Origin of the sequence: Xanthomonas sp. NCPPB 3005 (assembly GCF_041228095.2) — a bacterium.
Classification (GTDB): domain Bacteria; phylum Pseudomonadota; class Gammaproteobacteria; order Xanthomonadales; family Xanthomonadaceae; genus Xanthomonas_A; species Xanthomonas_A bonasiae.
Map to the genome: position 1 here is coordinate 5,075,073 of NZ_CP166096.2, position 24,903 is coordinate 5,099,975.

General features: G+C 68.8%; 26 protein-coding genes. 10 read left to right on the forward strand and 16 right to left on the reverse strand.

From position 1 onward, the window contains the following. Window positions 1–48: 48 nt before the first annotated feature. From AB8810_RS22020 to AB8810_RS22035, 4 genes are all read right to left on the reverse strand, one after another. The gene (locus AB8810_RS22020) at window positions 49–867 is read right to left on the reverse strand and encodes an MIP/aquaporin family protein (protein ID WP_179569331.1); all 819 of its coding nucleotides are present in this window, start codon (window positions 865–867) and stop codon (window positions 49–51) included. Between the two features lie 181 nt (window positions 868–1,048). Continuing rightward, a complete protein-coding gene (glpD, locus tag AB8810_RS22025) occupies window positions 1,049–2,563 on the reverse strand; it encodes a glycerol-3-phosphate dehydrogenase (RefSeq protein WP_369914891.1) in 1,515 nt (504 codons plus the stop codon). 321 nt (window positions 2,564–2,884) lie between these two features. Further along, window positions 2,885–3,739, reverse strand: a complete 855-nt coding sequence (locus tag AB8810_RS22030) for a DeoR/GlpR family DNA-binding transcription regulator (RefSeq protein ID WP_369914893.1) — start codon at window positions 3,737–3,739, stop codon at window positions 2,885–2,887. Between the two features lie 58 nt (window positions 3,740–3,797). Then, window positions 3,798–4,460, reverse strand: coding sequence for a hypothetical protein (locus tag AB8810_RS22035; RefSeq protein ID WP_179569337.1), 663 nt, complete (start codon window positions 4,458–4,460; stop codon window positions 3,798–3,800). A gap of 247 nt (window positions 4,461–4,707) precedes the next feature. Here AB8810_RS22035 and AB8810_RS22040 point away from each other — a divergent pair, with 247 nt between their 5' ends. Together AB8810_RS22040 and AB8810_RS22045 are read left to right on the forward strand one after the other, a co-directional pair. Further along, window positions 4,708–5,181: a DUF1456 family protein gene (locus tag AB8810_RS22040; protein ID WP_179569339.1), complete on the forward strand. Its 474-nt coding sequence runs from the start codon at window positions 4,708–4,710 to the stop codon at window positions 5,179–5,181. 44 nt (window positions 5,182–5,225) lie between these two features. Then, window positions 5,226–5,657: a hypothetical protein gene (locus AB8810_RS22045; protein ID WP_369914894.1), complete on the forward strand. Its 432-nt coding sequence runs from the start codon at window positions 5,226–5,228 to the stop codon at window positions 5,655–5,657. A 70-nt stretch (window positions 5,658–5,727) separates the two neighbouring features. On the opposite strand, the gene AB8810_RS22050 is transcribed toward AB8810_RS22045, so the two are convergent. After that, a complete protein-coding gene (locus AB8810_RS22050; RefSeq protein ID WP_369914895.1) occupies window positions 5,728–6,222 on the reverse strand; it encodes a hypothetical protein in 495 nt (164 codons plus the stop codon). 625 nt (window positions 6,223–6,847) lie between these two features. On the opposite strand from AB8810_RS22050, the gene AB8810_RS22055 reads away from it, so the two are divergent. Then, entirely contained in the window at window positions 6,848–7,666 is an 819-nt protein-coding gene (locus tag AB8810_RS22055) for an HDOD domain-containing protein (RefSeq protein WP_179569345.1), read from the forward strand. 136 nt (window positions 7,667–7,802) lie between these two features. On the opposite strand, the gene AB8810_RS22060 is transcribed toward AB8810_RS22055, so the two are convergent. The 3 genes from AB8810_RS22060 to AB8810_RS22070 form a co-directional block, all read right to left on the reverse strand. Further along, window positions 7,803–9,191, reverse strand: a complete 1,389-nt coding sequence (locus AB8810_RS22060; RefSeq protein ID WP_369914896.1) for an FAD-containing oxidoreductase — start codon at window positions 9,189–9,191, stop codon at window positions 7,803–7,805. Then, the gene (locus AB8810_RS22065; RefSeq protein ID WP_191826179.1) at window positions 9,188–9,652 is read right to left on the reverse strand and encodes a DUF4126 domain-containing protein; all 465 of its coding nucleotides are present in this window, start codon (window positions 9,650–9,652) and stop codon (window positions 9,188–9,190) included. The genes AB8810_RS22060 and AB8810_RS22065 overlap by 4 nt, the downstream gene beginning before the upstream one ends. A gap of 151 nt (window positions 9,653–9,803) precedes the next feature. Continuing rightward, entirely contained in the window at window positions 9,804–10,952 is a 1,149-nt protein-coding gene (locus AB8810_RS22070) for an exodeoxyribonuclease III (RefSeq protein WP_369914897.1), read from the reverse strand. Window positions 10,953–11,028: 76 nt separating this feature from the next. On the opposite strand from AB8810_RS22070, the gene AB8810_RS22075 reads away from it, so the two are divergent. The 3 genes from AB8810_RS22075 to AB8810_RS22085 all read left to right on the forward strand — a co-directional run bounded on the left by AB8810_RS22075 (window position 11,029) and on the right by AB8810_RS22085 (window position 13,004). Next, complete coding sequence (locus AB8810_RS22075) at window positions 11,029–11,226, forward strand: hypothetical protein (RefSeq protein WP_179569351.1); 198 nt, start codon at window positions 11,029–11,031, stop codon at window positions 11,224–11,226. Window positions 11,227–11,372: 146 nt separating this feature from the next. Then, the gene (locus AB8810_RS22080; RefSeq protein ID WP_369914898.1) at window positions 11,373–11,858 is read left to right on the forward strand and encodes a hypothetical protein; all 486 of its coding nucleotides are present in this window, start codon (window positions 11,373–11,375) and stop codon (window positions 11,856–11,858) included. 789 nt (window positions 11,859–12,647) lie between these two features. Further along, window positions 12,648–13,004, forward strand: coding sequence for a DUF1428 domain-containing protein (locus AB8810_RS22085; protein ID WP_179569355.1), 357 nt, complete (start codon window positions 12,648–12,650; stop codon window positions 13,002–13,004). A 105-nt stretch (window positions 13,005–13,109) separates the two neighbouring features. On the opposite strand, the gene AB8810_RS22090 is transcribed toward AB8810_RS22085, so the two are convergent. After that, entirely contained in the window at window positions 13,110–15,260 is a 2,151-nt protein-coding gene (locus AB8810_RS22090) for a TonB-dependent siderophore receptor (RefSeq protein WP_369914899.1), read from the reverse strand. A gap of 289 nt (window positions 15,261–15,549) precedes the next feature. Continuing rightward, window positions 15,550–15,939, reverse strand: a complete 390-nt coding sequence (locus AB8810_RS22095; protein WP_369914900.1) for a ribonuclease domain-containing protein — start codon at window positions 15,937–15,939, stop codon at window positions 15,550–15,552. A 263-nt stretch (window positions 15,940–16,202) separates the two neighbouring features. On the opposite strand from AB8810_RS22095, the gene AB8810_RS22100 reads away from it, so the two are divergent. Further along, complete coding sequence (locus AB8810_RS22100) at window positions 16,203–17,033, forward strand: lysophospholipid acyltransferase family protein (protein ID WP_369914901.1); 831 nt, start codon at window positions 16,203–16,205, stop codon at window positions 17,031–17,033. A 66-nt stretch (window positions 17,034–17,099) separates the two neighbouring features. On the opposite strand, the gene AB8810_RS22105 is transcribed toward AB8810_RS22100, so the two are convergent. Continuing rightward, window positions 17,100–17,522 (reverse strand): hypothetical protein, encoded by a 423-nt coding sequence (locus AB8810_RS22105; RefSeq protein ID WP_372530401.1) that lies wholly within the window; start codon window positions 17,520–17,522, stop codon window positions 17,100–17,102. Between the two features lie 216 nt (window positions 17,523–17,738). On the opposite strand from AB8810_RS22105, the gene AB8810_RS22110 reads away from it, so the two are divergent. After that, complete coding sequence (locus AB8810_RS22110) at window positions 17,739–18,149, forward strand: hypothetical protein (protein WP_369914904.1); 411 nt, start codon at window positions 17,739–17,741, stop codon at window positions 18,147–18,149. A gap of 465 nt (window positions 18,150–18,614) precedes the next feature. Here the strand turns inward: AB8810_RS22110 and AB8810_RS22115 are convergent, their stop codons facing one another. After that, on the reverse strand, window positions 18,615–19,349 hold the full coding sequence (locus AB8810_RS22115) for a hypothetical protein (RefSeq protein WP_369914905.1): 735 nt from the start codon (window positions 19,347–19,349) through the stop codon (window positions 18,615–18,617). Between the two features lie 212 nt (window positions 19,350–19,561). Here AB8810_RS22115 and AB8810_RS22120 point away from each other — a divergent pair, with 212 nt between their 5' ends. Both AB8810_RS22120 and AB8810_RS22125 read left to right on the forward strand, forming a co-directional pair. Beyond that, complete coding sequence (locus AB8810_RS22120; RefSeq protein ID WP_369914906.1) at window positions 19,562–20,281, forward strand: ThuA domain-containing protein; 720 nt, start codon at window positions 19,562–19,564, stop codon at window positions 20,279–20,281. Window positions 20,282–20,876: 595 nt separating this feature from the next. Beyond that, window positions 20,877–22,205: an alpha/beta hydrolase family protein gene (locus AB8810_RS22125; protein ID WP_369914907.1), complete on the forward strand. Its 1,329-nt coding sequence runs from the start codon at window positions 20,877–20,879 to the stop codon at window positions 22,203–22,205. Window positions 22,206–22,332: 127 nt separating this feature from the next. Here AB8810_RS22125 and AB8810_RS22130 read toward each other — a convergent pair whose 3' ends face one another. The 4 genes from AB8810_RS22130 to AB8810_RS22145 form a co-directional block, all read right to left on the reverse strand. Beyond that, window positions 22,333–22,995, reverse strand: coding sequence for a CPBP family intramembrane glutamic endopeptidase (locus tag AB8810_RS22130; RefSeq protein WP_369914909.1), 663 nt, complete (start codon window positions 22,993–22,995; stop codon window positions 22,333–22,335). A gap of 56 nt (window positions 22,996–23,051) precedes the next feature. Continuing rightward, window positions 23,052–23,666, reverse strand: a complete 615-nt coding sequence (locus AB8810_RS22135) for a pyridoxamine 5'-phosphate oxidase family protein (protein WP_369914910.1) — start codon at window positions 23,664–23,666, stop codon at window positions 23,052–23,054. A 264-nt stretch (window positions 23,667–23,930) separates the two neighbouring features. After that, a complete protein-coding gene (locus tag AB8810_RS22140; RefSeq protein ID WP_369914911.1) occupies window positions 23,931–24,158 on the reverse strand; it encodes a hypothetical protein in 228 nt (75 codons plus the stop codon). Between the two features lie 354 nt (window positions 24,159–24,512). Next, a complete protein-coding gene (locus AB8810_RS22145; protein WP_369914912.1) occupies window positions 24,513–24,821 on the reverse strand; it encodes a hypothetical protein in 309 nt (102 codons plus the stop codon). Window positions 24,822–24,903: the final 82 nt, after the last annotated feature.

Genomic DNA, 24,903 nt, shown 5'->3' on the forward strand with positions numbered 1-24,903 from the left:
TGATTGGGGAGGTGCCGGCGACGCCGGCACCGGATACCGCGCGCCGGCTCAGGCCCGGCGCGACGCCGCTTCTTCCTCGAGCGCTTTCACCCGCGCCGGCAGGAACGGATAGATCAGCCACTGGTAGGCGGCGCCGCCGATCACGCCGCCGACCAGCGGGCCGACGATCGGGATCCACCAGTAGTTGTCGGCCGACGGCAGCGCCGAGGATCCCCAGCCGGCGAAATAGGCGAACAGGCGCGGCCCGAAATCGCGCGCCGGATTGATCGCCCACGCTTCCAGGTAGCCCATCGAGGCGCCGATGGTCGCCACCAGCAGGCCGATGATCAGCGCGCCGGCATTGGCGCCGGGCGCGGCTTCGTTGTAGCGCTCGGTGATGGCGAAGATGCCGAAGATCAGGAACGCGGTCATGATCACCTGGTCGCGCAGCGCATGCATCGGCGTGATCGCCAGGCCCGGCGCGGTGAAGAACACGCCGGCCGCCCCGCCCGCCGCGCGGGTCAGGTGCTGGGTCTGGTTGTAATGGTCGATCACCGGCGCGAACAGCAGATAGACGATGGCCGCGCCGAGGAACGCGCCGACCACCTGCGCCGCCCAGTACGGCAACACCTTCTTCCACGCGAAACCGCGAAACAGCGCCAGCGCCAGCGTCACCGCCGGGTTGGCGTGGGTGCCGGAGACCGACGCGGTGACGTAGATGGCGATCGTCACCGCCAGGCCCCAGGCCATGCATACGCCCCAGTAGGCGTGCTGGTAGGGGCTGGGGTCGTACAGCACGTACATGCATGCCACCGAGCAGCCGAAGGCGATGATGATCACCATCGCCACCGCTTCGGAAATCAGCTCGCCGAGCAGTTGCCGGTTCATGGCCGCGGCTCCCCTGTCGCTGTCGTCGCATTGCCGGCGATGCCGGTCGTCGGTTTGCACATGCCTGCCACCCTCCACGGTCGTTTCCAGGTTCGCGCGCGGCGGCGATGGCCGATGCGCGCGGCGATTGTGCACGCACGGCCGGCACCCGATGGCGGGCGGGCCGGCCGCGGTGCGCGGCTCATGCGGGCGCGGCAGCCACCGCGGCCGGCGCCTGCTGCAGATAGTCGATCAGGCGCTGGCGGCCGGCGGCGTCGATGCGCAGGCCCAGCTTGCTGCGGCGCCACAGCAGGTCGTCGGCCTGGGTCACCCACTCGTGTTCGCGCAGGTAGTCCACTTCGGCCTGATACAGATCGGCACCGAAGTGTTGGCCCAGTTGCTGCACCGATGCCGCGTCGCCCAGCAGCTGCACCGCACGGGTGCCGTAGTTGCGCGCCAGCCGCCACGCGGTCGCCTCGCTCAGCCATGGCCGCGCCGCGCGCAGCTCCTGCGCCAGCGCGCGGATGTCGCGGCGCTCGCCGCCGGGCAACGGCGCGCCGCGCGCGGTCCAGGCCGGCGCCTTGCGCCCGGCCTGCGCGACCAGCCGGTCCACCGCCTCTTCGGCCAGCTTGCGATACGTGGTGAGCTTGCCGCCGAACACGTTGAGCAGCGCCGCGCCGTCGTCCGTGTCCAGTTCCAGCAGGTAGTCGCGGGTGACCTCGGCGGCGTTGTCCTCCTCGTCGTCGAGCAGCGGGCGCACGCCGCTGTAGCTCCACACCACGTCGCTGGGCGCGATCTGCTTGAGGAAATAGCGGTTGGCCGCCTCGCACAGGTAGCGCGTCTCCTCGGCATCGATCTTCGGCGCGGACGGATCGGCGCGGTAGTCCACGTCGGTGGTGCCGATCAAGGTGAAGTCGTGCTCGTAGGGGATCGCGAACACGATACGCCGGTCGGGCTGCTGGAAGATGTAGGCATGGTCGTGCTCGAACAGCCGCGGCACCACGATGTGGCTGCCCTTGACCAGGCGCAGCGCGTGGTCGTGGCCGACCTTGGCCACGTCGTCCAGGAACTGCACCGCCCACGGCCCGGCGGCATTGACCAGCGCCCGCGCCTGCACCTCCTGGCGGTGCCCGTCGGCATGCTCCAGTTGCACCTGCCATACGCCGCCGACGCGGCGCGCCGCGACGCAGCGGGTGCGGGTCAGGATGCGCGCGCCACGTTGCGCTGCGTCCATCGCGTTGAGCACCACCAGCCGCGCGTCCTGTACCCAGGCGTCGGAATACACGAAGCCGGTGCGGAATTCCTCGCGCAGCGGCGCGCCGACCGGATCCGAACGCAGCGCCATGCGCTTGGACCCCGGCAAGGTGCGACGGCCGCGGCCGAGATGGTCGTACAGGAACAGGCCGGTGCGGATCATCCACGCCGGGCGCAGATGCGGCTGGTGCGGCAGCAGGAAGCGCAGCGGCCAGATGATGTGCGGGGCCAGGCGCAGCAGCACTTCGCGCTCGGCCAGCGCCTTGCCGACCAGCGCGAACTCGTATTGCTCCAGGTAGCGCAGCCCGCCGTGGATCAGCTTGGTGCTGGCGCTGGAGGTATGCGAGGCCAGATCGTCGCGCTCGCACAGGCACACCGACAGGCCGCGGCCCCCCGCGTCGCGGGCGATGCCCACGCCGTTGATGCCGCCACCGACCACCAGCACATCGTAGATCTCGCGCATTGCCTGACTCCGGAAGCGTCGTGTCCCCGGGCGAACGAACGCTCGGGTCGACGACGAAGGACGAAAAGATCGTAAACGAACATTTTCGAACATAGCACGCTGCAGTGCAGCGTGGAGTCAACGCAAAGCCTTGCCGTTCGCGGCATAGCCACGTGCAAACCGCCTCATTTCCGGCACCAGAGCTCCCGCCGACAGCGACCTTCGGCAGAGTTTAACGTCATAATAACGAAACAATACGAACATAAACGCACACGAACTGCGGGGTCGCCGTGTCGTTCGCCGCGGCCTCTGGGGCCGCCCGGCCTCCTGCCGATGCCGCGCTCAGTCCGGATCGGCCTGGCTGCCGGCCGCCACGTCCGCCTCGGCCTCGCCGTCGGCGCCCCCCTCGGCGACGAACACGCGGGTGCCGGCCTCGGCCAGCACCGCGGCCAGTTCCGGCGGCGGCGCGCGGTCGGTGAACCAGGCCTGGACCCGCGCGATCGGCCCGAGCCGGACCATGGCGTTGCGGCCGAGCTTGCTGTGGTCGGCGGCCAGGAACACCTGCCGCGAGTGCTCGATGATGGCCTGCGCCACCCGCACCTCGTGGAAATCGAAATCCAGCAAGGTGCCGTCCGGATCGATGCCGGAAATGCCGATCACGCCGAAATCCACCTTGAACTGGCGGATCAGCTCGATCGTCGCCTCGCCGGTGACGCCCTGGTCGCGGCCGCGCACGCGCCCGCCGGCCACCATCACCTCGAAGCTCGGATTGGCGCTCATCATCACCGCCACGTTGAGGTTGTTGGTGATCACCCGCAGCCCGCTGTGCCCCATCAGCGCGCGCGCCACGTCCTCGTTGGTGGTGCCGATGTTGATGAACAGCGACGCGTCGTCAGGGATGTGCTGCGCCAGCAGCGTGGCGATGCGCCGCTTCTCCTGCGCCTGCAGCGCCTTGCGCGCGGTGTAGGCCAGGTTCTCCACGCTCGACGGCAGGCTGACCCCGCCGTGGTAGCGGCGCAACAGGCCGGCCTCGCACAGCAGCGCCACGTCGCGGCGAATGGTCTGCGGGGTCACCTCGAAACGTGTGGCCAGCCCTTCCACTTCGGCATAGCCCTGCTGCCGCACCAGCGCCACCAGCTGTTCCTGGCGCGGATTGAGCGCCGGCACCGGGCTCTGCTTGGGAATCGTGTTGTCCATGCGCCGATGATGGGGCGCATGCGCGCGCGGATGCAAACGCCGCCGGCGATCCAGCGGATCAGCGCACGAAGCTGGTGACCTCGTCGCGCTCCATGCCCAGGAAGCGCGCGAGCGCACCGCGGTGCGCGCTGCTGGTCTTCAGCGTGCATGGCGTCGGCGGGTCGATGCTGAGGTCGAAACGGGTCAGATGCGTCGCGTCCTGGATGACGTGGTAGCGCCAGACGATGCCCTGGTCGTACACCTCGCCGCTCGCAAGGTCGACCAGATAGTTGGCGAAACGGGTTTCGGTCGTGCCGCTGAAGCGGCCGGCCTCGATCGCGGCGTTGAACTCGCGCGGCGTGTCGATCAGGCTGCACTCGGTGGCGCCGGTGCTGCGCACGGGCTGGCCTTCATAGTAGGCCGAATGCGGGCCGACCAAGTGGTCCGGCTCGCCGTACAGGCAACGCAGCATCGGCCGCTGCGCCGGATCGGCCGCGCGCTTGTCCACGTTCCAGCTTCCGATCACGGTATGGGTGAACACCCGGGTCTGCGGAAGAATCAGCTGGATCAGCCCCAATTCCCCGCTCTGCGGCGCGGCACGGCTGAAGCGCAGGCGGAAATCGGCTCCGTATTGCAGCGCCGCGAGTGCCTCGAACACGTTGTCGGGCGGGGCCACGTAGGGATACACCTCCAGCTCGAACTTGCCCTGCCGGTAGCTGCGCTGGGGGAGATAATTGCTCATCGTCGACTCCTGCGATCCATGGGGACGGAGCGCATTCGCTCCAGCCCTAAAGACGAAGCCCGGCCCCGCCTGTGAAACAGCGGGCTGTGGAAACGTGGAGATGCGGCCACGTGCGGGCAAGGGCGCAGCGAGGACGCCAGCGACCACGGCGCGCGGATCGGACCCGGCAGATGGCGGCCTGCTCGCGATGGATGACACGGCTAGACTACGCACCCAGCCGGACGCGACCGGCAGCACCGGACCGGCCATGATCAACAACGACGTACTGCGCTCCATCCGCTACATGCTCGACCTGAGCGACCAGATGATCGTGGACACGGTCCACCTCGCCGATCCCGCCTTCCCGATCGACAAGAGCGAAGTGCCGGCCTACCTGAAGAAGGAAGACGAGGACGGCTTCGTCGAATGCAGCGATCTGGTGCTGGCGCACTTCCTCGACGGACTGGTGTTCCACTACCGCGGCCGCGACGACAGCCTGCCCGCGCGCCCGGTGGAAACCCGGGTCACCAACAACGTGGTGCTGAAGAAGCTGCGCGTGGCGTTCCAGCTCAAGGACGTGGACATGCACCAGATCTTCGCCGACGCCGGCTTCCCGGTGTCCAAGCCGGAGCTGTCGGCGCTGTTCCGCCAGCCCGAGCACAAGAACTTCCGCCTGTGCGGCGACCAACTGCTGCGCAACTTCCTCAAGGGCCTGACCCTGCGGATGCGCGCGGCGGGGTGAGGCAGGCCGCGCCGCGGCCGATGGCAACACCGCCCGGAGCCAGGATGAAGAAGGTGGCCGCCTACAGGATCGAGGGAACCGTCCTGCTTCAGGCGATGTCGTTGACCGACACCGGCCTGTGGATCGCGCATGGGGAGGTTCTGTCCATCCGTGCGGACGATCCGGCGGGGCTGGCGCGCGCGATCAGGCAATCGCTGCAACATTCGATCGAAGGCGTCGCGCATCCGCCGCAGTCCGAATGGAAGCGCATCCAGCGGCCGATCCTGCACGCCGCCGGCGTCAAGCGTTGGGCCGCTCTCGGCAAGAAGGCGAAAGCCGTGGGCGTGGAATGGACCGGCGATACGGTGGCCTTCATCCCATCCGTCGATTTCCGCCACCACGGCGGGGAGGCCAGCGACGAGGCCACCATCCACTGCGGCAGGGATGACGCGCGGCTGGGCGCCAAGCTGCTCGAGGCCTTCGAACACGCGAATTGAGGCCCTACCGCCGGGTACCTGCAATGCAGGCGCGCCCAGCCAGGCGCCGCGTGCGGTACGCCGCAGGCGCTCAGCGGATCCGGTAGACCCGCGCCTTCGGCAGGTCTTCGTCCACCTGCAGGAACCAGCGTCCGGCGATGCCGGGCACGACCTTGATCACCGGCGAGGCCAGCGCGGTGCGCAGGGCCATGCTGCCCTTGAGCACCTTCCACTGCTGGCCGTTGTCCAGCACGAACACGGTGCCCGGCGCCCAGCCGGCGACTTCGCCCTGCACGCGGGCGCTGATCGGGCCGTCGTCCAGGCCGATCATCATGCCCTGCCCGGCCTGGGGATCGCCGGCGACGGCCGCTGCAGGCGCCGACGCGGGCCGCGCCGGGGCCTGTGCCGCCTCGCGCGCATCGGCGTCGCGCAGTAGGCGGTTGAGCGTGGCCAGTTGCGCCGGAGTCAGCCCGACCTCGCGCACCTGCTCGGCGCTCAACTTGCGCTCGATCTCCACATACCCCGACTGCGCCAGCGCCGCCGGTGCCGCCAGGGCGCATGCCAGCGCCAGCACTATGTATTTCATCGTTCGATCCTGCCGCGTTCGCGGATGAGAAAGGCCGCACGGTCGATGGGACCGGCTCCCCAGTTCGGCAAGTTTGGGTCAATTCGGTGACACCTGGATGACGCGCCGCACCGGCCGCCATCGCGGACCGCCTGCTCGGCGGCGAACGATGCGGCCGGCCGCCGCCGCTCGGCGAATCGCCTTCACGACCGGCCACGGCGATCGCATCGCGGCGCTGCCGGTGTTCGCGCTCGTGCCAGCCCGACCCCTGGGCACTTGTGTCGCGACGGGCGAGAAGCACCGCCACGGGGGACCGCCGGACGACCGACGCTCGCGGTCCGGCGCGGGCGCACGTACGCGTTCGAGCGCCACGCGACGCGCATCTTCCGGTCCAGGCATCGACGGTCGGCGCCCGCTTGCAGCGGCTAGCAGCGGAAACGCTTGCCGAGGCCGCCCAGCGCCGCTCCCGCAACGCGTTGTCCACACGTCTTGCGGCATGTCCAGCCGGCGCCATCAGGACGGACCATACCCCCAGGTGTGCACGCCGCCCGGCGCGATTCGGTCTACGATGCGCGGGATTCGCTCCCATGGCGAGCGCCGCCGCCCGCGCGGATGGCGCCCCCTCCTGTTCCGTTTTGAGGTCCCCATGAAACTAGAGGTGCTGTTCGACCAGTTGCACACCCTGCCGACCATCCCCAAGGTGGCGCAGGAGCTGATCCTGCAATTCGACAATCCCACCACCAGCCTGGACAGCGTGGCGCGCAGCATCGAGCGCGACCCGGTGATCGCCGCCAAGGTGCTGCGCCTGGCCAATTCGGCGCGGTTCCGCGGCGCGCGCGATTCGACCAGCGTCGAGGACGCGGCGCTGCGCCTGGGCTTCAACACGCTGCGTACGCTGGTGCTGGCCTCGTCGATGACCGACGCGTTCCATGCGCCGGCCCATTTCGACCTGCGCGCGTTCTGGCTGCACAGCTTCGAGGTCGCCGGCGTGTGCCGGCTGCTGGCCAGGCAGAAGGGCCTGGATGCGGAGACCGCGTTCACCTGCGGGATGATGCACAACATCGGCGAGCTGCTGATCCAGACCGGCGCGCCGGACTATGCCGCGCAGCTGCATCCGGATGCCTCGTCCAGCGGCCGCGCCGCCGACGAGACCGTGCAGTTGGGCTTCGGCTACCCGGAAGTGGGCGCCGAGCTGGCGCGGCGCTGGCACCTGCCGGAGGTGATCCAGACCGCGATCGCCTTCCAGGCACGGCCGCTGCAGGCGCCGGAAGACCAGCCGATGCCGCGCGTGGTGGCACAGGCGTCGCTGGTCGCCGATGCGCTGGAGCGCCATGGCGGCGCGACCCCGGAAGCGCGGCAGGCGGTCAGCGGCCCGCTGCTGGACGACGTGGACCTGGACGCGCTGTTCGCCGCGCTGCCGGACGTGATCGAGGCCGACCGCGCGTTCACCGAGATGCTGCGCTAAGCGCTTCTCGCCGCGCCTTCGGCAACGAAGGCGATCGGATCCCCTGTAGGAGCGGCTTCAGCCGCGACCGGGCGTTACCGGTAACGCCCGGTCGCGGCTGAAGCCGCTCCTACATGTTTGATGGCGGGCGCGTGCGCTACGCGCTGGCCGCCTCGGCCTGCAGCGCGCCAACCACGGTCGGCCACAGTTCGGACACGGTCGGGTGGATCGGTACCGCCCATTGCAGCGTCTCGAACGGTTGCCCGGCGTTGATCAGGTCGAGCACGCCATGGATGGCTTCGTCGCCGTTGATGCCGAGAATCGCCGCGCCGAGGATGCGGTGGGTCTGCGCATCGGCCACCAGTTTCATGAAGCCGGCGGTCTCGCCGTTCTCGCGCGCACGCCCGACCTGGGTCATCGGCCGCTTGGCGAACAGCAGCGGACGGCCGCTGGCGCGCGCCTGCGCCTCGGTCATGCCGACCCGGCCCAGCGGCGGATCGGTGTACAGCGCATAGCCGGGCACGCGCTGCGACACCCGGCGCTGGCCGCCGTCGAGCAGATTGGCGGCGACGATTTCGTAGTCGTTGTAGGCGGTGTGGGTGAACGCGCCGCGGCCGTTGCAGTCGCCCAGCGCCCACACGCCCGCGGCACTGGTCGCCAGTTGCTCGTCGACGACGATGTAGCCGCGTGCGTCGGTGGCGATGCCGGCGTGCTGCAGACCCAGATCGTCGGTATTGGGCTGCCGCCCCATCGCCAGCAGCACATGGCTGGCGATCACTTGCGGCGCACCTTCGTGGCAATCCACCTGCACCGCCACGCCCTGCGCATGCGGCGCGAACGCGATGCACTGCGCGCCGGTCCGCACCGTCACGCCCTCGCCTTCCAGCACCGTGCGGATGCATTCGGAGACGTCCTCGTCCTCGCGCGCGATCAGGCGCGGCTGCTGCTCGACGACTGTCACCTGCGCGCCGAGACGGCGGAAGATCTGCGCGAATTCCAGGCCGATGTAGCTGCCGCCGATCACCGCCAGGTGCCGCGGTACGTCCTGCAGCTGCAGGATCGAGGTATTGGTCAGGTAGTCGATCCGTTCCACGCCCGGCAGCGCCGGCACATGCGCACGTCCGCCGACGTTGAGGAAGATCTTCGGCGCACTGATGCACTCCTCGCCCACGCGCAACTGCTGCGGCGCCTCGAAGCGGGCATGGCCGCGCAATACGGTGAGCCCGGGCATGCCGCCGAGCCACTGCTCCAGGTTGTCGCGCGCGCTGTGCGTCACCGCATGCGCGCGCGCCATCACCCGCGCGATGTCGATGCCGACCTCTCCCTGTACCTGCACGCCGTAGTCGGCGGCGCGCCGCGCCAGGTGCGCCACGCGCGCGCTGGCGACCAGGGTCTTGGTCGGCATACAGCCGGTGTTGACGCAGGTGCCGCCGAGCAGCTGCCGCTCGACCAGCGCCACCTGCATGCCGGCCGCGACCAGCCGCCCGGCCAGCGACGGTCCGGCCTGGCCGGCGCCGACCACGATCGCGTCGAAGGGACGGCTCATCGCAGCAGCGCCATCGCCAGCACGCCCAGGCCGATCGCCGCCGCGTCTTCGAGCAGCGCGGCGGGAAGATCGCGCCCGAAACGCTGCGCCATCGCCGCACGCGCCGCGGCACCGCCATAGGTGCCCAGCACCGCACCGAGCGCACCGGCGACCATCGCCGCCACCCACAGCCCGCCGCCCATGCCCACCGCCGCGCCGCACAGGCCGCCGGTCACGATGCGCGTGCCGAACTGCAGCGGCACCTTGCGGCTGGGCGTGCCCGGCAACTGATCGGTGACGAGTTCGCCGATGGCCAGCAGCGAGACGATCCACGGCGTGAAGCGCCAACCCAGGAACGCCAGCGGCGTGCCGATCAACGGCAGCACGCCCAGGCTGGCGGCCCAGCTGACCACGGCCGGCGCGGTCATCGCGCGCAGGCCAGCGACGATCCCGATCAACAGCGCGACGACGAGCAGGCTCATGGCGGCGACTCCGGCAGGTGGCGAAAGAAACCCGGGACAACCTGGCAAGCGCGGCGTACCGCACGGCAGGCGGCAGCGGCCCTCGAGTATAGGCAGCCCTGCACCGCGCCCGCCATGCCGGGCCGATTTGCGCACGCACATGCAATGCCGGTCAGGGCGTTCGGGCCGGCCTTGCTCGCTTGGTTGGATTTGCTCGCTTGCCCGGCTTCGCCGGCTTGGCTGCCTTGGCTGGCGTGCCTGCATTGAGGGCTTTGGCTGGTTTCGCTGGTCTGGCCTGCCCCGCCCGCTGGACCGCTTTGCTGGCTTTGGGCAACTGCACGGATTTGGCCGCTCCGGTCGCTTTCGCTTTGGTCGCTTTGGTCGCTTTCGTCGGCGCGAGCGGCTTGGCGATTTTCCCGACTTTCGCCGGCTGCGTTGGCTTGGCCGGCTTCGTCGCCTTCGCGGTCTTCGCAGGCCTGCCGGTTTTCGCCGAGCCGGTTGCCTTGTCGGTCGAAGCGGCGACGCCGCCGCGCGGCGCATCTGTCTTCAGCGCGATCCAGGTCGGCGCGTGATCGCTGGCATGCGCCAGGTCGCGCACCCACCGGTCCACGCCGGCGTCGTGCAGGCGCGCGGCCAGCGGCGGGTTCAGCAGCAGGTGATCGATGCGCAAGCCGGCATCGCGCTGCCAGTGCTGGCGGAAGTAATCCCAGAACGTGTAGATCCGGCGCTCGCCGTGCACCTTGCGCAGGCTGTCGGTCCAGCCCTGCGCAAGCAGGTCGGCGTAGGCCTGGCGGCTTTCCGGCTGCAACAGCGCATCGCGGCGCCACGACGCCGGGTTGTAGATGTCCGCGTCGGTCGGCACCACGTTGAAGTCGCCGATCAGCGCCACCGGATGCGGCAGTGCGACCAACTGCTGCGCATGCCGCTGCAGCCGCGCGAACCAGTCCAGCTTGTAGTCGAACTTCGGTCCCGGGCGCGGATTGCCGTTGGGCAGGTACAGGCAGCCGACCAGCACGCCATGCGCCATCGCCTCCAGGTAGCGGCTCTGCGTATCGCGCGGATCGCCCGGCAGGCCGCGCCGGCTCTCCACCGGATCGCTGCCCTTGGCCAGCACCGCCACCCCGTTCCAGGCCGACTGCCCCATCCACAACGCGCCGTAGCCGGCAGCGTGGAGTTCGGCGATCGGGAAGCCCGCATCCACGCTCTTGAGTTCCTGCAGCCCGACGATGTCCGGCGCCTCGCGCTGCAGCCATTGCAACAGCTGCGGCAGGCGGCTGCGGATGCCGTTGACGTTGTAGGTGGCGATCTTGAGCGTCTTCATCGCATGCGCCGTTGCAGAACCGGCCATCACTTTGGCCCAGCTACGCTCGGCGCATCGTGAAAACCGGCAGGCGCCCATGACCCCACTCGACAAACCGCTGCGCCGCGAACTGGAGATCGACGGCAGGCCGTATACGCTGACCGTGGACCCGGACGGCCTGAAACTCGCCGAGAAAGGCCGACGCAAGGGCCTGGCGTTGCGCTGGAGCGACCTGGTCAACGGCGACGCCGCGCTGGCCACTGCGTTGCAGGCCTCGCTTGCCGCCGGCAAGTGAGCAAGCGGCGCGGCATGCGGCGGCTGTCCTGCCGCATGCCGCGTAGACAATGGGCGCCTGCCGCAGCCGGCGCCGCGCAGACCGCGTGCCGCCCGTCCACGCCGGTGGTATTTTCGGCCCGACGGCCATCGGCAAGGAGCGGACGCATGCAGTCGAACAACGGCACCAATCAGGCGGCAGGCGTTGGCCAGCGGCCGAAACGGCTGGCAAGCCTCGCCGTGCTGGCGCTGGCCGCACTCGCCGGCAGCGCGAGCGCGCAGCAGGATCCGCTGCGGATCGTGACCAAGACCGTCTATGCGAAGGACACGCCGGAGTGGCGCCAGATCCGCGCGTGGCTTGTGCAGCATCCCTCGACGATCGACGGCAAGCGCCTGGGCGATCCCGACCAGCTCAGCGCGGTGAGCCTGGACTACAGCGTGAGCATGCCTGCCGCCACCCGCGCGGTGCCGCGGCCGCTGCCCTTGCCTGCGACCGGCACGCCCGGCGACAGCATTGCCATCGCATCGTGCGCGCAGGGTTACCTGCAGTCGTGGCACTACGTGCCGGACGATAGCCCGCAGCACCGCTGGGACCTGCAGTCCTACACGCTGAAGCTGACCGCCGCATGCCCGGGTGGCGCCAGCGGGGGCTGACGTGCCGCCCTGCGCGGAGATGGCGGCCCGGGTGCGGATCGGCGCGTTTCCGTCGGCCTTTCACTCGCAGCAGGAGCGGTTTCGACCACGACCGACGAAGCAGCGCAAGCACCGCCCCGGCGACGCGTCGAAGCCGATGGCCCGAGACCTCCCAGGGCTTCTTCTACAGCGCACCCAGCGGCAATGTCCATGTAGGAGCGACTTCAGTCGCGACGCGCTTTCCCGGTAACGCCCGTCGCGACTGAAGTCGCTCCCACAGAGGGCGTCCTGCGGATCGGAATCCCCTGACCGCATCGATCGCTGGCGTGGCATGCATCGCGACCCAAGCGCCCCCATCGTAGTTCCAGCCCGGTCCTCCATCCACGCCTCGCGGCCGCCCGCCACCTGGGCGACGCCTGCGCATATCGGCGAACCGCGTCCATCGTCGCAGCGTGCGTGGCCGGTCCGCACGGCTTCGCGCGTTCGATGGAAGAACGCCACTGCGCCAGGCGCGCCGCCGGCGCGCTCCCGCCTTGATGCAATCGCAGGGGCGTTCCGTCCATGCGACCCAATGAGCTAGCGAACCGGCAGCAGCGCGCTCGCGCCCAGCTGCCTCGCGCGCGCCGTGCGCCAACGCCACGCGACGCCAGGCAGGCGCATTCATCGCCTCGCGCAACGCACGGCTTCACATGGCCGCAGGGCCATGGCGGACAAGATCTGCCACTCGGCAATCGCTTGTCGATTTCCCGCCTTCTCGCACGTCGTATGCAACAAGGCGCCCATCCCGGCGCGCCGCACCCGGAGGTTCCCATGTCGTACGTCGATGGTTTCGTGCTGGCCGTGCCCACGGCCAACAAGGAGAAGTTCCTCGAACACGCCCGCATCGATTCGGTCTTCATCGAATTCGGCGCGCTGCGCGTGCTCGAATGCTGGGGCGACGACGTGTCGCGCGGCCAGCAGACCGACTTCTTCCGCGCGGTGGACGCCAAGGACGACGAAACGGTGGTGTTCTCGTGGATCGAGTGGCCGGACAAGGCGACCCGCGATGCCGGCATGAAGAAGATGATGGAAGACCCGCGCATGGATCCGGCGGTCAATCCGATGCCGTTCGACGGCAAGCGCATGATCTACGGCGGCTTCGTGCCGGTGCTGGAACTGAAAAAATAGCCGCGCAAGCGGGCGGCGTGCGACGGGCGCTGCGCCGCGACAGCGCATGCCGACCGCGCATGCCGCTTCATGCCGCGCTGCGACGACGGCGCAGCGCGGGGCGGCTCAGAACCTGTAGCTGAAGCTCAACGTCGCATTGCGTCCGGCGGCGTAGTACAGGTTGCTGTACTCGTCCAGCACGAAATACTTGCGATCCAGCAGGTTGTTCGCGTTGAGCTGCAGCGACGCCTGTGCACTGAAGGCGTAGCGCGCCATCGCGCTGAGCAAGGTCACCGAGGCCTGGTCCACGCGCTGCGGGCCGTTGGGGCCATCCACCGCGGCACGGCTGGCGGACTGCCAGTTGGCGCCGCCGCCCACGCTGAGCCGGTTCCAGGTACCCGGCAACCGGTACGTGGTGAACAGGCGCACCAGCGTGCGCGGCAGCGCGGTGCGCAGGTCGGCGCCGTCCGGGCCCTCCAGTTCGAAATGCGACCAGCCGAACGACGCGCTCCAGTCTTCGCTCAGGTCGCCCGACGCTTCCAGTTCGAAGCCGCGCGAGCGCGTGCCGTCCACCGCCACGTAGGCCTGGGTCAGGCCGTCGGGCAGGGTCTTGCCGACATCGGCTTCGGCCACGTTGTCCTGGCGGGTGTCGAACAGCACCAGCGCGGTGTTGAGGCGACCGTCGAGATGGCGGCCCTTGAGGCCGATCTCGCGGCTGCTGCCGAGCACCGGATCGAGGAAGCTGCCGTCGCTGCGGCGGTTGTCCTGCGGGTCGAAGATCTCGGTGTAGCTGACGAACGCCGAATACACCGGGGTGATCGCGTAGATCAGTCCGGCGTAGGGCACGGTCTTGCGGTGGTCGTGGCGGAACACGCCGCTGTACAGGTCGTCGGTATCGTTCTTCCAGCGGCTGTAGCGGGCGCCGGCGACCAGCGTCAGCGGTTCGGCCAGCGACAGGCGCGCGGCGGCATACGCGCCCTGCTGGTCGGTGCGGATATCGGTGACCTTGTCGGCGTCGGCCGCGAACTGCGGATACGGATAGTCGCCGTTCCACTGCAGGAAATCGCCGATCGGCGCCAGCGTCTCGGTGGCGTTGACCCACGACCGCTTGGTGTAGCGCGAACCGCTCAGGCCCAGCACCAGCTCGTGTTCGCGCCCCCAGGCCTGGAACGGCCCGGACGCGTACACGTCGAGCATGTTCTGGCGGCCGCGGTCGCGGCTGCGGTAGGCGTAGGGTTCCAGCGTCTCGCCGGTGCTGCGGTTGGGGAATCCATAGACGTAGAACAGCGCCATGTCGCCGTCGGTGGCGCGATGACTGGCCAGCGCCCGCAACTGCCAGCCATTGCCGAATTGGTGCTTGAGATCGGCGAAGGCGGTGGCGGTGGTGGTGTTCCAGTAGGTCCAGTCCGCGGCGCTGCTGAAACCGCGCGGCCATTCGAGGAAGCTGCCGTCGTCGTAGAACACCGGGTAGGTGCCCCAGGTCACGCCCTTGGGCCGGTTCTTCTGGTAGTCGTACCCCACGCTCAGCGTGGTGGCCGCGCCGAGGTCGGCATCGACCACGCCGTACAGCACGGTCTTCTTCTTGCTGTAGCGGTCCAGGTAGGAATCGCCCTGCTCGTAGGCGCCGACCACCCGGCCGCGCACGCTGCCGTCGGCCGCCAGCGGCGCGGCGACATCGGCGGTGCCGCGCAGGGTGTTCCACGACCCGGCGCTCAGCGCTGCGTCGGCCTGCAGCGTGCGGCTGTCGGCGCGCTTGCGCACGAAGTTGATCGTCGCCGACGGGCTGCCGGCGCCGGTGAGCAGGCCGCTGGCCCCGCGCAGTACCTCGATGCGTTCGTAGATGGCCGTATCCAGGCTGGCATCGGCGGACCCGGAGTTGATCCCCGGCGCGACCGGCACGCCGTCGTAGGCCATGTTCTCGACCAGGAAGCCGCGCGCATAGAACAATACGCGCTCGGTGTCGTAGGCGTTGGAGGACACGCCGGTGACGTTGTCGAGCACGTCGCGTACCGAGGTCAGGTGCTGGTCCTCGATCCGCTGCGCGGTGACGATGCTGACCGACTGCGGCGTCTGCTGCGGGGTCAGCGCCAGGCGCGTCGCCGCCGCGGTCTGTTCGACCGTGTAGGAACCCGCGCGTTCGGCGTTGACGTTGACCGCGTCCAGCGTGGTCGGATCGTCGGCGGCAGCCGACTGCGCCGCGGCCGACACCGCGATGGACAAGCCGACGGACAGCGCGCTCAAGCGCACGGCAGCGGCACGAAGCGGGAAAGCGGACATGGAAAACCCCTGAATGAAGTGAGACACAGGCAGGCGGCCTGTGCGGATTCTCACGACTGGGGCTGGCAGGAACACGGCTTGCGCGTCGTCAAGTCCGCGCAGTCTATCCGAGCGTCGCCGCCGGGACGAGCACGCCGCACGGCCGGCGCAAGCGTCGCTTGCGGATGCGCATCGGCGCCTGCGCAAAAGACATCGGCGCGCGCAATTGCATCGCTGGCCGCCGAGGCCGCGCCAGACAGCGTGCCCGGTCGGACCGGGCACGCAGCCTGGCGTGGCGGCAGGCCGTCGCTCAGGAGATCGTGCAGAAGGTGACGTAGTGATCGGCCGAGTGATAGCGCTTGTCGACGACCGACTTTTTGGCGCCGTCGGTGACCAGGAACACCGGCCGATAGGTGCCGGCCGGGACGCCGGGATCATGCCGTGCCTTGCCCTCGTCATAGGTCTGGCCGCGGCCAGCCTGGGGCAGGCGTCGCTCGTTGTTGCCGAACACCTGCACGTCGACGGCGCCCGCGCCACAGGCGGCGATCGGATTGGGCATGGTGATGCAATAGTTCAGGTCGCGAACGGCCTCGCGCACATAGGTGGGCAGCGTGCCGCAGCTCGGGGCCTTCTGCGCCTGCGCCTGCGCAGCCGACAGGGCGAGAGCGGCCAGCAGCGTGAATCTGATCGAGGGATACATGGAGGGCTCCTTGGGAACGGATGGAAGGAGTGCCGCCGATGCGGACAGCACGCAGGCCGCGCACCGGACTACGAGAAGAAACGCCTGCGCCGCCCGTCCGCGAACACCCGATGTCTGGGTGCGACGACCGCCGGCGCGTTCGCCCCGCGCACGCGGGCCGGCAGGTGCCGGACGCCACAGCCTCGGCTACCATCGGCGGCGCGCCGAAGCCGGCGCTCGTCTTTCTGCGCACACGCCTGCCTCCCGCCGCCCATCCGCCCCCCATGAACCACGCCGCCCCGCCCCGCCCTGTCGCGGGCACTGCCCTCGCTGCGCTGCGCGTGGCCGCCAAGCTCGCCGCATTCGTCCTGATCAGCGTGCCCCTGCTGCCGCTGCAATGGCTGCTGATGCGCGTCACCCGCGGCCGCGGCGCCTTCGTGCTGCCGCGGCTGTGGTTCGCCTGCCTGCGCAAGGCGATGGGCATCCGCGTCGAGGTGGTGGGTACGCCGCGCCGCGGCGGCGGCACGCTGTTCGTCGGCAACCACATCTCGCACTTCGACATCGTGGTGCTGGGCAGCCTGCTGCACGCGCGCTTCATCGCCAAGAACGACATGGAACGCTGGCCGGGCATGCGCCGGCTCGGCGCGCTGGCGCAGACCCTGTTCATCAGCCGCCGGCGGATCGACGCAGCCAACGTGGCCGCCGCCGTCGCCGCACAGATCCGCCCCGACCACGACGTGGTGCTGTTCGCCGAAGGCACCACCTCGTCCGGCGAGCGCGTCGCCCCATTCAAGTCCAGCCTGTTCTCGCTGTTCCTCGGCGGCGACGCCAACGCCCGGCCATGGACGCTGCAACCGTTCACCCTGGACATCCTGTCCGTCGATGGCCGCCGCCTGGCGCACGGCGGCGAGCGCGACGCCTACGCGTTCTACGGCAGCATGCAGGCCGGCGCCCACGTCCTGCGCTTCCTGCGCTCCTCCGGCGCCGCGGTCAGGGTGACCTTCCACGCCCCGCTCGCGATCGCGCCCGGCACCGACCGCAAGGCGCTGGCGCAGCAGGTACATGGCATCGTGGCGTCGGCGCTGGCCGCACAGCCGCACGACGAGTCGCGATAGGCCTACGCCGCCTGCCTCGCCGCACAGCATGGCGCAAGGCGGCATGCGTCGCGGCTGTCGCGGCCTCTAGGGCTCGATGGGCTGGCTGCGCGAACAGGTAGCGATGAAATAGGGAGCGCCGCTGGCCTGGGCGTAGTTGAAGAACAGCACCCAGCGTTTGCGCACGCGTCCGTTCGTGTTGCTGGCGCTCAGCGGGTCGGCCACTTGCGTGCCGCACATCGCGGGCGACAGCGCGGTCCGGGTTTCGAACGTCTGCGCGGGCGCCAGGGGTCCACGCATGGAACGCGTCACCTTCCAGCGCACCACCTCGACCATGCCTGCAGGAGCCGAGGCCGCGAGCGACTGCTCGCGCCGCAGCGACAGCATCTCCGCCTCCACCGCGACGGGTGCTTGCGCCTGCGCGTCCTCGACGCTGGCGTACATGACGCAACTGCAGGCCGATCCGGCGAACGGCACCAGGCCCAGCAGTACTACCAACAGCCTCCTCATCTTCGCGTCCTCCAAGCCTGTTCAGCGCATGCGGCGCCGCGACGCCCGCATTGTTGTGCACCCCACCCGGACTACATCACGACGCGGCGCCCGGCGCGAGCGGCGCAGCCGCGCGGCCGCATGTCACGCAGATGACATCGCGATTTCCTAGCCTGCGCCCAGGGCTGGCGGCCGGCGCCGCCAAGGACGGTCGCCATCGAAATCCTGCTGTGGACCGTGTTCGCCGTGGTGATGAGCGCCGTTCTGCTGTTGGGCGTCTCGGTGGCCATCGTCGCCACCCGCGAAAATGGCCTCTACTCCGCCGAAGAGAAGACCTGGCAACGCCTGAAGCACAGCGGCGTCCCTGCCGAGGCCGAGATTCGCGCGCTCAAGCGCGCCGAGCACGGGCTGTCGCGCGGCGGCAGCCAGGGCCAGACCGTGCATGCGGTCGAGTTGACGCTGGACGTTTTCGACGGCGCGGGCGGCGTGTCCATGGCTACGCTGCGCACGCTGATCGACGAAGCCCTGTTGCCGCAGTTCTGCATCGCCGGCACCCGCGTGCATGTGCTGCGCGATCCGGACGACGCCTCGATCCTGGCAGTGGACCGCGCGCGGTCGCCGCTGGAGATTCCACGCGCAGGCGGTTGATGGCGGCTCTGCGCAGGATGCAGGATTTCCCCGGGATACCGCTCCCTGCAGGGGGGGCTTCAGCCCCGACAGTATCCGAAGCCGGAGCATCCACCGCTGCGCTCGTCGCGGCTGAAGCCGCTCCTACAGGAGCTTGCAGCCAACCCGCCGGATGCACTGTAGGAGGGGCTTCAGCCCCGACGGTATCCGAAGCTGGAACACCCGCCGCTGCGCTCGTCGCGGCTGAAGCCGCTCCTACAGGAGCTTGCGGCTAGCCCGCCGGATGCACTGTAGGAGGGCTTCAGCCCCGACGGTATCCGCAGCCGGAACACCCACGGCTTCGCTCGTCGCGACTGAAGTCGCTCCCACAGGGACTTGCGGCTAGGCGGCCGGGTGAACTGTGGGAGAGGCTTCCGCCCCGACAGTATCCGCGCCGAAACACGCAGTGCTGCGTTCGGCACGGCTGTAGCCGCGCCGACGCGGCCGTTACGGCTTCGCCGCCTCGCACAGCTTGCGGTTGAACCAGGTGGACTTGGCGATCGGCAGATAGCTGTCCCAATCGGTCGGCGGCAGCATGCTGCCGTTCTTGTCCAATTCCTCCTGCAAGGAGTCCTCGTCGCGGCTGGCGCCGGCGATGGTGGTGTCCAGCGCGGCCAGGCACTCCTTCGGACGGCCCAGGCGCAGCAGCGCGATGGCGCGGTCGTTGGCGAAGCGGTCGCGCTCCAGCCAATTGAAGAACGTGCCGCACTCCTTGCCGAACGCGTCCATCCCCGCGAGCGCGGCCGCATAGCGCTTGCCGCGATAGTCGGCCAGATACGCCGCGCGCCGCCGCGTGCTCGCCGCCGCAGTGCAGCCCGCCGGCAACGCCAGGTACTCGCCCTCGAAGCCGGCGCGCGCGCCGCAATAGTCGCGGCAGCTCTCCTCGGTCAGCGCCTTCACCTCGAACCCGCCGGGCGTGCGCTTGAACGACACGCGGCACGGCGTGTCGCTGCCCTCGGTGATCTCGGCGATCTCGCCGCGCAGCGTGCCCGACAGCCCGCAGCTGTGGCCGTTGGCGCCCATCGCGTCGATCGTGAACTGGCGCACGTCACCCTGCCCGCTGATCTGCAGGCTGCCCCAGCCGTCCTTGGTGCCGTACTCGCCGGGCGCCGGCGCAGCCGCGGCGGCAGCGAACGCCGCACCGCACCCCAGCAGCAAACTCCAACTCCATCGTCCTGACATGGCGGTTCCAAATTCGGCAAGGGAGTGCAATTTTCCCCCATCTCGCGGGCCGTCGACCAGTGCGGCAGACATCTTCCACAGCCGCGGCCGCGGTGCTGCATGGACAGCGGCGACGCCGGCTGGCGCGCCATTCGCGGGGCCAGCAGGTCCGCGCCGACGTCCAAACCGCAATTGCGCTACCCGCCAGCCGGCATCCGGGGCAGAATCCCCCCATGACGCCACTCGCCTTCTCGCTCGCCGCCATGCTGGCCGGCGTCGCCGCAACCGCCCCGGCGCCGGAGCGCATGCTGATCTTCAGCAAGACCGCCGGCTTCCGCCACGACTCGATTCCCACCGCGGTGGCGACGCTGCGCCAGCTGGCCAGCGAGGAAGGCCTGGCCGCGGACCATAGCGAAGACGCGAACGCCTTCACCGCCGACAACCTGGCCCACTACCGCGTGGTGGTGTTCGCCAGCACCACCGGCGAGATCCTCGACCCCGCGCAGCAACAGGCATTCGAAAGCTTCGTGCGCAACGGCGGCGGCTTCGTCGGCGTGCATTCGGCGGCCGACACCGGCTACGCCTGGCCGTGGTACGGGCGCCTGGTCGGTGCCTGGTTCCAGGGCCACCCGCCCGGGCTGCAATCCACCCAAGTGCAGCCCGAACGCGACGGTCGCGCCGACGGCACGCCCTGGCCGATCCACGACGAGATCTACAACTACCGCAGCAACCCGCGCGCGCAGGTGCAGGTCATCGCCACCGTGGACGAACGTCTCTACACAGGCGGCACCATGGGCGCGGACCATCCGATCGCCTGGTGCCACGCCTTCGACGGCGGCCGTGCCTGGTACACCGGCCTGGGCCACGACGCGGCGGTGTATGCCGATCCGCATTTCCTGGCGCAGCTGCATGCAGGCGTGCGCTACGCGGCGGGGCGGCAAACACGGTGCTGAACGGGTGTGGGAGCTGCGGCCGCCGCTATCCCTGAAAGCATCGGCGTGCGGCAATCGCCACCTGGGCTTCGCAGCGGCGGTGGAACGCGCGACCGCCCATGCGAAGGACGTCTTCCCCGCCCCGGTCGCCCACTACGTGCTCTACGCCGCCGGACCTGTACGGCGTCGCGTTCACCGACGCCAACCGCGACGGCCATCCGCTTGAGGGCATGGGGCCGTCCTGGCTATACGTCGCCGCATCCGATGGCCGCGTCGTGGCACCGGATCCGATGGGCCGGGGCACGGCAGGCGATGCATTCGTGCAGTCGCAATTCTCGCTGCGTCACCTCTACGGCATCCCGGGGCGACTGCTGGTCGCCCTGAGCGGCTTGGGCGTGGCGATGCTGTCCATCACCGGCGTCTACCTTGTGGTGGCGCACGCGGCGCAGCCAGATGATGGATGCCGAACGATGCGATGCAGCGCAACGGGCGCGGTCGCGTTGCATCGTCCCCATCGCCGATGCGAGAGGCGCCCAACCGTCCCCCCTACCTTAGGCACGTTGTCGGCAGCACCCGAAGCTGCGAGTGTGCGGCTTCGACACGACAAGGGCTGACCATGCTGGCGTTCCTGACTGCGACGCTCGTCGCTGCCGCGCTTTCCGCGGCCGCGCCACTGGATGCCGTCCCGCAAACCCGCCTGGACCCCGACCTGCGCTGCCTGTTGGGGGTGTATGCGCTGCCCGAAGGGCAGTCGGTGACCATCACCGGCGACGGCGGGAAGCAGCGCGACCTCCACTACACCCTGTCGAACGGCCGGTTCGGCCGCTTGCGAGTGGACGCCAGCGGCGGATACGGCGCAGACGCCGTGTACATCCGTTTCGCCCCCTGCCAGGCCGGTACGCTGCAACTGACCCGGGGCGAGGCCACCGAGACCGGCACCCGCCTGCGCCTGGTCGAGAAAGAAACCACCTTCAGCAGCGACGGCATCGCGCTGCACGGCAAGCTCGTGCTGCCCGCCACTGGCCGCGCGACGGCGGCGGCCGTATGGGTCGATGGTTCGAACAACGATCCCAGCACCGACGATAGCGTCTGGCAATACGAACTTGCGCGCAGGGGCATCGCCGTCTTCGTCTACGACAAGCGCGGAACCGGCGCGTCCGCCGGCGCCCTCTCCTCCGATTTCCAGGCGCGTGCACGCGACACGGCGGCCGCGGTCAAGGAAGCCCGGCGGCTTGCGCCGGGCGTGCGCCGGATCGGCGTAATCGGCGGCAGCCAGGGCGGATGGGTCGCGCCGCTGACCGCCACGCTGGTGCCACTGGATTTCGTCGTGGCCGCCTTCGCGATGGCGCAAGGGCCGATCGCGCAAGACCGCGAACTGGTGGAGCAACAGCTGCAGCGCGCTGGGTTCGACGAGACCACGCTGGCCGAAGCCAGGAAACTGACCGCCATCACCGAACGGATCGTGCGTTCCGACATGCGCGACGGCTTTGCCGAGCTGGACGCCTTCAAGTCCGGCCATGCCGACGCGCCGTGGCTGGCCGCCATCCAGCCCCGCTCGTACACCGGCCTGTTCCTGAAATTTTCGAGCACCGAACTCCAGGCCAACGGACCCGCCCTCGCGCAGGGGCTGAGCTTCGACTACGAGCCGCAACCGGTGATCGAAGCGATCAAGCCCCGCCAACTGTGGCTGCTGGGCGGGAGCGACCGCCAGGCCCCGAATGCCGCCACCCAAGCCATTCTTCGGCAGCTCCAGCAACGCCGGGCGGACCTGGCCGTGGTGGTGTTCCCGAACGCGGATCATGGCCTGATCGAGTCGATCAAGACCGCCGACGGCGTGGCGAAGACCTATTCCGCGCACCTGTTCGACGTGACCGCGGACTGGATCGACGACCACAAGCTTCCGGCGGCAGGGAAGTTCATCGTGATGCCGGCGGCGACTGAGTGACCTGGACCGATTCCCCGCCGGGGAATCTCTGCAGGTAGCGATCTCCCTGCACGCTGTCTGCTACGCGATCGGAAGAATGCTTCGGCGCGGCGCATTGAGCGCCATGTCTTTCATGCAATCGGACACGTTATGCATAGGCCATCAGTGCGAGCAGGTCCATCAGGCCGTGCGCGATGATCGCGGGCCACAGCCGGCCGGTCCGCGCGAACCACCAGCCGAGTATCAGCCCCACGACGACCAGCGAGATCGCGCCGACGGGTCCCTGGTACAGGTGGTACGAGGCGCGGATCGCCACGCTGACGTTCACCGCGAATGCCGGGCTGTGGCTGCGCTGCAGCACGCGGATCACGTAGGCGCAGACGAACACTTCCTCGAAGATCGGATTGAGCAGCGAAACGGCCACCACCGCCGTCAGCGACAGCTTCCCGACCACCATGGCATCCATCGAAGGATTCACCGCCTCGGCCATGCCCGCGCCCAGCCAGTTCAGGGGATAGCAGGCCACGATGCACGCGATCAGCAAGCCGATCGCCGGTCGGATATCGCGCCCCCGCCAATGCAGCCCCAAGACCTGCGGCGTCCATCCGCGGAACCACAGCACCGGGACGAGCAATGCCAGGACCAGCAGCTCGTAGAGGACCATGCCCCACAGGCTCGCCTCGGAAAACGACGGCTCGCCCGTGGGCGCCAGCACGGCCGAGAAGCTCCAGTAGATGGGCAGTCCGAGTGCGATCGCAACGACGGCCAGTAGCTCGCCCCATCCCGCAGATATCGTGTCGCGTCCTTGCATCGATCCCCTTTGTGGTCCGGTTGTCCGCCGCGAAGGTGGCTGGCGCGGCTGGCGCGCTAGTACAGCATGTCCTGCGTGCGCTTTGGCAATTCGAGATCGTAGGCGGCGGCATCGAAGTCGCCGTCCGCCAGGTGCGCGTGCATGGTGCCGGCGCTGGGCAACTGCTCGCGCGGCACGTGCCGCGCCGGATCCCACAGGGCGGAGCGCACGATCGCCTTGGAACAGTGGAAATACGCGGCGTCGATATGCACCACGATCACGCAGCGCGGCAGCTTGCCGCGGACCTCGAAGCGGGCCAGCAAGGCAGGATCGACGCTGATCTCGGCACGCCCGTTCACGCGCAAGCTTTCGCCGACGCCGGGCACGAGGAACAGCAGCGACATGCGCGGGTCGTGCAGCAGATTGCGCAGGTTGTCGATGCGGTTGTTGCCCGGGCGGTCCGGCACCGCCAACGTGCGCGCATCCAGGATCTGCACGAAGCCGGCCGAGTCGCCCTTGGGCGAGCAGTCCAGCCCGTCGTCCCCGGCCGACGCCAGCACCACGAACGGCGAGGCGCGCACGAACGCCTGGTAGTCGGCGTTCAGATGATCGATTTCCTTGCGCAGCGAGCGCTCGGCGGGCTGGCCGTACAGCGCTTCGAGCGCCTCGAGGGTGGCGATGCGATGGGTCATGCTGATGTCCTGACGTTGCTCATGATGCGGGCATCACTATAGCGGCCTGGGCGAAGGCGTCCGACTCTTTGCGAATGCCTGGTAGAGCGAAGCCGCCCGCTCCTCGGCCGCGACGCGTTCGACGCCGATCAGGCCCTGCAGCGCCGTGCCTGCCCACGCCCTTGCATCCCCCAACAGGTAAGCCAGCCGCAAGTAGACCGCACTGGAGACTAGGTTCTTTTCCTTCGTCTCGGCGCCATAGACGTCGGAAAGCCCGTAGTACGCTTAAAGTTTTCCCGACCTCGCCGCATTCCGAAGAATGTCCACGCCTTCCTGAAAGCACCCAGCCTCTATCGCGATCTTCTTGCCATAGATCACGGTCGCGGGTTTGTTGCCGGCTTGCGCCCCCGTTTTCAACTGCGCCAGACCCATTGTCTCCAGGCGCGCCAGCTCAGCTTCCGCGGGATAGCCATGAGACAGCAGCCACTGCGCTTCCGACTCGGAATTGGCCACCGAAGGCCCCCCTGACCCTGCAGGTACCCGCACCGCCCTAGCAAAGATAGTCGCTAGCGTCATGGCATTGCGCCGACGCTTGCGTATCTTCCTGATTTGCTGGATTCGCTGCGGAATGAGATCCGCTTGCATCGACTGCAGATACGGCCACCTCCCAAGGCGGCGTCGCGAAAGCGCACCCGCCTGCGGGTTTATCTGTTTTTGCACAAGCGGCAAGCACAACGGAAAGTGCGGCCATGCACAGAACAGCCTCCTTTTTCATCAGATCAACTGGCAGGTACTGCGTTGCTCTTTCTGAAGGCCCACCCACCGGCTCGAGTAGCCGGCAATGCAGGCCATGTAGCAATAAAAAGTCTACTCTGACCTCGGTACCGCCCTTTTCTTTAGAGCCACAAAAATCAAAGCGACAGTGATGGCTACAAAACCCAGCATCATGCAAATAGAAAAATCAAAAACTCGCACAACGCTTGATAGGCACTGCTCAGATGAGCATAAACCAGGAACACCCCGAGCAGCCAGCCTCACCAGAACAACACCAAAAATCATGTCCATGACCAAGACTATAGAGGGAACGATTGCATGCCCTTTCCGCCAAGCCATGAAAAACCAACCAAAAAAAATGACTAACGAGAAAAAATAGACGGTCAAGAAAACTGTGTTCATTTTTTGCATCCGCATCCAACAGGCGCAAGCCAAACATTTCGGCGGCCGCTCGAGCGGCGCCATCATCTATATCTTTCTGACT

What these genes read in the sequence shown, in the direction of transcription:
- AB8810_RS22055 (WP_179569345.1), top strand. Translation starts at nt 6,848, where the DNA reads ATGAAACTAGAGGTGCTGTTCGACCAGTTGCACACCCTGCCGACCATC.
- AB8810_RS22065 (WP_191826179.1), bottom strand. Translation starts at nt 9,652, where the DNA reads ATGAGCCTGCTCGTCGTCGCGCTGTTGATCGGGATCGTCGCTGGCCTG.
- AB8810_RS22095 (WP_369914900.1), bottom strand. Translation starts at nt 15,939, where the DNA reads ATGTATCCCTCGATCAGATTCACGCTGCTGGCCGCTCTCGCCCTGTCG.
- AB8810_RS22030 (WP_369914893.1), bottom strand. Translation starts at nt 3,739, where the DNA reads ATGGACAACACGATTCCCAAGCAGAGCCCGGTGCCGGCGCTCAATCCG.
- AB8810_RS22130 (WP_369914909.1), bottom strand. Translation starts at nt 22,995, where the DNA reads ATGCAAGGACGCGACACGATATCTGCGGGATGGGGCGAGCTACTGGCC.
- AB8810_RS22035 (WP_179569337.1), bottom strand. Translation starts at nt 4,460, where the DNA reads ATGAGCAATTATCTCCCCCAGCGCAGCTACCGGCAGGGCAAGTTCGAG.
- AB8810_RS22100 (WP_369914901.1), top strand. Translation starts at nt 16,203, where the DNA reads ATGAACCACGCCGCCCCGCCCCGCCCTGTCGCGGGCACTGCCCTCGCT.
- AB8810_RS22135 (WP_369914910.1), bottom strand. Translation starts at nt 23,666, where the DNA reads ATGACCCATCGCATCGCCACCCTCGAGGCGCTCGAAGCGCTGTACGGC.
- AB8810_RS22045 (WP_369914894.1), top strand. Translation starts at nt 5,226, where the DNA reads ATGAAGAAGGTGGCCGCCTACAGGATCGAGGGAACCGTCCTGCTTCAG.
- AB8810_RS22115 (WP_369914905.1), bottom strand. Translation starts at nt 19,349, where the DNA reads ATGTCAGGACGATGGAGTTGGAGTTTGCTGCTGGGGTGCGGTGCGGCG.
- AB8810_RS22080 (WP_369914898.1), top strand. Translation starts at nt 11,373, where the DNA reads ATGCAGTCGAACAACGGCACCAATCAGGCGGCAGGCGTTGGCCAGCGG.
- AB8810_RS22085 (WP_179569355.1), top strand. Translation starts at nt 12,648, where the DNA reads ATGTCGTACGTCGATGGTTTCGTGCTGGCCGTGCCCACGGCCAACAAG.
- AB8810_RS22050 (WP_369914895.1), bottom strand. Translation starts at nt 6,222, where the DNA reads ATGAAATACATAGTGCTGGCGCTGGCATGCGCCCTGGCGGCACCGGCG.
- AB8810_RS22040 (WP_179569339.1), top strand. Translation starts at nt 4,708, where the DNA reads ATGATCAACAACGACGTACTGCGCTCCATCCGCTACATGCTCGACCTG.
- AB8810_RS22145 (WP_369914912.1), bottom strand. Translation starts at nt 24,821, where the DNA reads ATGAACACAGTTTTCTTGACCGTCTATTTTTTCTCGTTAGTCATTTTT.
- AB8810_RS22090 (WP_369914899.1), bottom strand. Translation starts at nt 15,260, where the DNA reads ATGTCCGCTTTCCCGCTTCGTGCCGCTGCCGTGCGCTTGAGCGCGCTG.
- AB8810_RS22125 (WP_369914907.1), top strand. Translation starts at nt 20,877, where the DNA reads ATGCTGGCGTTCCTGACTGCGACGCTCGTCGCTGCCGCGCTTTCCGCG.
- AB8810_RS22105 (WP_372530401.1), bottom strand. Translation starts at nt 17,522, where the DNA reads ATGAGGAGGCTGTTGGTAGTACTGCTGGGCCTGGTGCCGTTCGCCGGA.
- AB8810_RS22060 (WP_369914896.1), bottom strand. Translation starts at nt 9,191, where the DNA reads ATGAGCCGTCCCTTCGACGCGATCGTGGTCGGCGCCGGCCAGGCCGGA.
- AB8810_RS22120 (WP_369914906.1), top strand. Translation starts at nt 19,562, where the DNA reads ATGACGCCACTCGCCTTCTCGCTCGCCGCCATGCTGGCCGGCGTCGCC.
- glpD (WP_369914891.1), bottom strand. Translation starts at nt 2,563, where the DNA reads ATGCGCGAGATCTACGATGTGCTGGTGGTCGGTGGCGGCATCAACGGC.
- AB8810_RS22070 (WP_369914897.1), bottom strand. Translation starts at nt 10,952, where the DNA reads ATGAAGACGCTCAAGATCGCCACCTACAACGTCAACGGCATCCGCAGC.
- AB8810_RS22075 (WP_179569351.1), top strand. Translation starts at nt 11,029, where the DNA reads ATGACCCCACTCGACAAACCGCTGCGCCGCGAACTGGAGATCGACGGC.
- AB8810_RS22020 (WP_179569331.1), bottom strand. Translation starts at nt 867, where the DNA reads ATGAACCGGCAACTGCTCGGCGAGCTGATTTCCGAAGCGGTGGCGATG.